This is a genomic window from Stenotrophomonas sp. Ker107b (assembly GCF_053847245.1).
The window spans coordinates 1-5,325 of record NZ_JBSPHX010000006.1; the positions used below are offsets into that span (position 1 = coordinate 1).

Annotated in this window: 2 tRNA genes and 3 rRNA genes; all 5 read right to left on the reverse strand. The window is 53.2% G+C overall.

The window, feature by feature from the left end:
• Positions 1-9 precede the first annotated feature (9 nt).
• The 5 genes from rrf to ACWV8V_RS18635 all read right to left on the reverse strand — a co-directional run bounded on the left by rrf (position 10) and on the right by ACWV8V_RS18635 (position 5,202).
• Positions 10-124 (reverse strand): 5S ribosomal RNA (rrf, locus tag ACWV8V_RS18615).
• Positions 125-250: 126 nt separating this feature from the next.
• Positions 251-3,129: ribosomal RNA gene (locus tag ACWV8V_RS18620) — 23S ribosomal RNA — on the reverse strand.
• 230 nt (positions 3,130-3,359) lie between these two features.
• Positions 3,360-3,436: transfer RNA gene (locus tag ACWV8V_RS18625), tRNA-Ile, on the reverse strand.
• A gap of 48 nt (positions 3,437-3,484) precedes the next feature.
• A tRNA-Ala gene (locus ACWV8V_RS18630) sits at positions 3,485-3,560 on the reverse strand.
• A 95-nt stretch (positions 3,561-3,655) separates the two neighbouring features.
• A 16S ribosomal RNA gene (locus ACWV8V_RS18635) occupies positions 3,656-5,202 on the reverse strand.
• Together the 16S, 23S and 5S rRNA genes with 2 tRNA genes alongside form the textbook arrangement of a ribosomal RNA operon.
• Positions 5,203-5,325 lie beyond the last annotated feature (123 nt).

Here is a 5,325-nt window from a genome sequence, read left to right on the forward strand (position 1 = left end):
GGGTAAAAACCCTGGCGATGACCTACTCTCGCATGGCTTAGGCCACACTACCATCGGCGCAGCTGCGTTTCACTTCCGAGTTCGGGATGGGATCGGGTGGTTCCACAGCGCTAATTTCACCAGGGAGACAGTTGGAGCGTCGCCATCCTAAAGAAACGGATTAAGGCGCCTGCCTCTCGTAAGTCTTGTGACGTAGCGTGCACTTGGGATCTATCGACATGTCATGTCGGCCAAGGCAACTTGAGGTTATATGGTCAAGCCACACGGATCATTAGTATCAGTTAGCTCAATACATTGCTGTACTTACACACCTGACCTATCAACCACATAGTCTATATGGTTCCTTCAGGGGGCTTGTGCCCCGGGAGATCTCATCTTGAGGCGCGCTTCCCGCTTAGATGCTTTCAGCGGTTATCGCTTCCGAACATAGCTACCCGGCAATGCCACTGGCGTGACAACCGGAACACCAGAGGTTCGTCCACTCCGGTCCTCTCGTACTAGGAGCAGCCCCTCTCAAATCTCCAACGCCCATGGCAGATAGGGACCGAACTGTCTCACGACGTTCTGAACCCAGCTCGCGTACCACTTTAAATGGCGAACAGCCATACCCTTGGGACCGACTACAGCCCCAGGATGTGATGAGCCGACATCGAGGTGCCAAACACCGCCGTCGATATGAACTCTTGGGCGGTATCAGCCTGTTATCCCCGGAGTACCTTTTATCCGTTGAGCGATGGCCCTTCCATACAGAACCACCGGATCACTAAGTCCTAGTTTCCTACCTGCTTGATCCGTCGATCTTGCAGTCAAGCACGCTTATGCCTTTGCACACAGTGCGCGATGTCCGACCGCGCTGAGCGTACCTTCGAGCTCCTCCGTTACTCTTTAGGAGGAGACCGCCCCAGTCAAACTACCCACCATACACGGTCCCCGATCCAGATTATGGACCTAGGTTAGAACGTCAAGCACGACAGGGTGGTATTTCAAGGATGGCTCCACTGCAGCTAGCGCCACAGTTTCATAGCCTCCCACCTATCCTACACAGACGAACTCAACGTTCAGTGTAAAGCTATAGTAAAGGTTCACGGGGTCTTTCCGTCTTGCCACGGGAACGCTGCATCTTCACAGCGATTTCAATTTCACTGAGTCTCGGGTGGAGACAGCGCCGCTGTCGTTACGCCATTCGTGCAGGTCGGAACTTACCCGACAAGGAATTTCGCTACCTTAGGACCGTTATAGTTACGGCCGCCGTTTACTGGGGCTTCGATCAAGAGCTTCGCCTTGCGGCTGACCCCATCAATTAACCTTCCAGCACCGGGCAGGCGTCACACCCTATACGTCCACTTTCGTGTTTGCAGAGTGCTGTGTTTTTGATAAACAGTCGCAGCGGCCTGGTTACTGCGGCCCTCTTCAGCTATAGCTCGCATGAGCCACCAAAAAGGGCGCACCTTCTCCCGAAGTTACGGTGCCATGTTGCCTAGTTCCTTCACCCGAGTTCTCTCAAGCGCCTGAGAATTCTCATCCTACCCACCTGTGTCGGTTTACGGTACGGTCTGCGTAAGCTGAAGCTTAGGAGCTTTTCCTGGAAGCGTGGTATCAGTGACTTCGCCTTAAAGGCTCGTCTCGGTGCTCGGTCTTAAAGGATCCCGGATTTGCCAAAGATCCAAACCTACCGCCTTTCCCCCGGACAACCAACGCCGGGTACACCTAACCTTCTCCGTCCCTCCATCGCACTTACGCGAGGTGCAGGAATATTAACCTGCTTCCCATCGACTACGACTTTCGTCCTCGCCTTAGGGGCCGACTCACCCTGCGCCGATTAACGTTGCGCAAGGAAACCTTGGGCTTTCGGCGTGCGGGTTTTTCACCCGCATTATCGTTACTCATGTCAGCATTCGCACTTCCGATACCTCCAGCAGACTTCTCAATCCACCTTCAACGGCTTACGGAACGCTCCTCTACCGCGTACATATAAATATGCACACCCCAAGCTTCGGTTCACTGCTTAGCCCCGTTAAATCTTCCCCGCAGACCGACTCGACCAGTGAGCTATTACGCTTTCTTTAAAGGGTGGCTGCTTCTAAGCCAACCTCCTGGCTGTCTGTGCCTTTCCACATGGTTTTCCACTTAGCAGTGAATTTGGGACCTTAGCTGTGGGTCTGGGTTGTTTCCCTTTTCACGACGGACGTTAGCACCCGCCGTGTGTCTCCCATACAGTCCGTCTCGGTATTCGGAGTTTGCAATGGTTTGGTAAGTCGCGATGACCCCCTAGCCATAACAGTGCTCTACCCCCGAGAGGATACATATGAGGCGCTACCTAAATAGCTTTCGAGGAGAACCAGCTATCTCCGGGTTCGATTAGCTTTTCACTCCTAATCACAGCTCATCCCCGTCTTTTGCAACAGACGTGGGTTCGGGCCTCCAGTACCTGTTACGGCACCTTCACCCTGGCCATGACTAGATCACCCGGTTTCGGGTCTACTGCCCGCGACTATGCGCCCTTATCAGACTCGGTTTCCCTTCGCCTCCCCTATACGGTTAAGCTTGCCACGAACAGTAAGTCGCTGACCCATTATACAAAAGGTACGCAGTCACTCTTTCGAGCTCCTACTGCTTGTACGCACACGGTTTCAGGATCTATTTCACTCCCCTCTCCGGGGTTCTTTTCGCCTTTCCCTCACGGTACTGGTTCACTATCGGTCGGTCAGTAGTATTTAGCCTTGGAGGATGGTCCCCCCATGTTCAGACAGGGTTTCACGTGCCCCGCCCTACTCGTCTTCACTGGAGTGGCCCTTTTAAATACAGGGCTATCACCTTCTATGGCCAGCCGTTCCAGGCTGTTTTTCTAGAACCATTCCAGCTTAAGGGCTAGTCCCCGTTCGCTCGTCGCTACTCAGGGAATCTCGGTTGATTTCTTTTCCTCTGGTTACTTAGATATTTCAGTTCACCAGGTTCGCTTCCAGCAGCTATGTATTCACTGCAGGATACCCGCAAGCGGGTGGGTTTCCCCATTCGGACATTACCGGATCAAAGCTTGTTGCCAGCTCCCCGATACTTTTCGCAGGCTGCCACGTCCTTCATCGCCTCTGACCGCCAAGGCATCCACCGTGTGCGCTTATTCGCTTGACCATATAACCGCAAGTTGCCTTGGGTTACATATATGACCTGGGGGTACAAAGCCCAGATACGAAATATAACGACTCAATTAATAAGAAGACATTTAAGTCTTCCGCCTTAGCCTCACGACACGTCTAAGATAGAATCTCAAAACGCTCGCTACGTCACAAGTTTTAAAAGAACACGTACCAGCCACAATGCTGATCCGTAATAAATTCTTTGTATGCGCTAATCATTCAGAGTGGTGGGTCTGGGTAGACTCGAACTACCGACCTCACCCTTATCAGGGGTGCGCTCTAACCACCTGAGCTACAGACCCAATGTCCGTTTAGCTCATTGCCGACTGCGCTGATAAAGGCGCATCGTGTGGTGGAGCCTGTCGGGATCGAACCGACGACCCCCTGCTTGCAAAGCAGGTGCTCTCCCAGCTGAGCTAAGGCCCCATATACGGGACTATCCACATCGGCCTGGCCGACGTGAAACTCTGAATGCAGGTTACTTGTGAAGACGCCCGACAGGACGATGCTGTCTTTGCTCAAAAGGAGGTGATCCAGCCGCACCTTCCGATACGGCTACCTTGTTACGACTTCACCCCAGTCATCGGCCACACCGTGGCAAGCGCCCTCCCGAAGGTTAAGCTACCTGCTTCTGGTGCAACAAACTCCCATGGTGTGACGGGCGGTGTGTACAAGGCCCGGGAACGTATTCACCGCAGCAATGCTGATCTGCGATTACTAGCGATTCCGACTTCATGGAGTCGAGTTGCAGACTCCAATCCGGACTGAGATAGGGTTTCTGGGATTGGCTTGCCCTCGCGGGTTTGCAGCCCTCTGTCCCTACCATTGTAGTACGTGTGTAGCCCTGGTCGTAAGGGCCATGATGACTTGACGTCATCCCCACCTTCCTCCGGTTTGTCACCGGCGGTCTCCTTAGAGTTCCCACCATTACGTGCTGGCAACTAAGGACAAGGGTTGCGCTCGTTGCGGGACTTAACCCAACATCTCACGACACGAGCTGACGACAGCCATGCAGCACCTGTGTTCGAGTTCCCGAAGGCACCAATCCATCTCTGGAAAGTTCTCGACATGTCAAGACCAGGTAAGGTTCTTCGCGTTGCATCGAATTAAACCACATACTCCACCGCTTGTGCGGGCCCCCGTCAATTCCTTTGAGTTTCAGTCTTGCGACCGTACTCCCCAGGCGGCGAACTTAACGCGTTAGCTTCGATACTGCGTGCCAAATTGCACCCAACATCCAGTTCGCATCGTTTAGGGCGTGGACTACCAGGGTATCTAATCCTGTTTGCTCCCCACGCTTTCGTGCCTCAGTGTCAGTGTTGGTCCAGGTAGCTGCCTTCGCCATGGATGTTCCTCCCGATCTCTACGCATTTCACTGCTACACCGGGAATTCCACTACCCTCTACCACACTCTAGTCGCCCAGTATCCACTGCAATTCCCAGGTTGAGCCCAGGGCTTTCACAACAGACTTAAACAACCACCTACGCACGCTTTACGCCCAGTAATTCCGAGTAACGCTTGCACCCTTCGTATTACCGCGGCTGCTGGCACGAAGTTAGCCGGTGCTTATTCTTTGGGTACCGTCAGAACAACCGAGTATTAATCGACTGCTTTTCTTTCCCAACAAAAGGGCTTTACAACCCGAAGGCCTTCTTCACCCACGCGGTATGGCTGGATCAGGCTTGCGCCCATTGTCCAATATTCCCCACTGCTGCCTCCCGTAGGAGTCTGGACCGTGTCTCAGTTCCAGTGTGGCTGATCATCCTCTCAGACCAGCTACGGATCGTCGCCTTGGTGGGCCTTTACCCCGCCAACTAGCTAATCCGACATCGGCTCATCTATCCGCGCAAGGCCCGAAGGTCCCCTGCTTTCACCCGAAGGTCGTATGCGGTATTAGCGTAAGTTTCCCTACGTTATCCCCCACGAAAAGGTAGATTCCGATGTATTCCTCACCCGTCCGCCACTCGCCACCCATAAGAGCAAGCTCTTACTGTGCTGCCGTTCGACTTGCATGTGTTAGGCCTACCGCCAGCGTTCACTCTGAGCCAGGATCAAACTCTTCACTTAAAAACGCATAGTCCGAAGACTAAAAATTTAAAGCTGCAGATGCTTGACCGCTGGCAACGTTTCGCTTGCTTTAAAACAATTGATATGTTGCTTGATCAAACGTCTGCAAGATGGACATACATC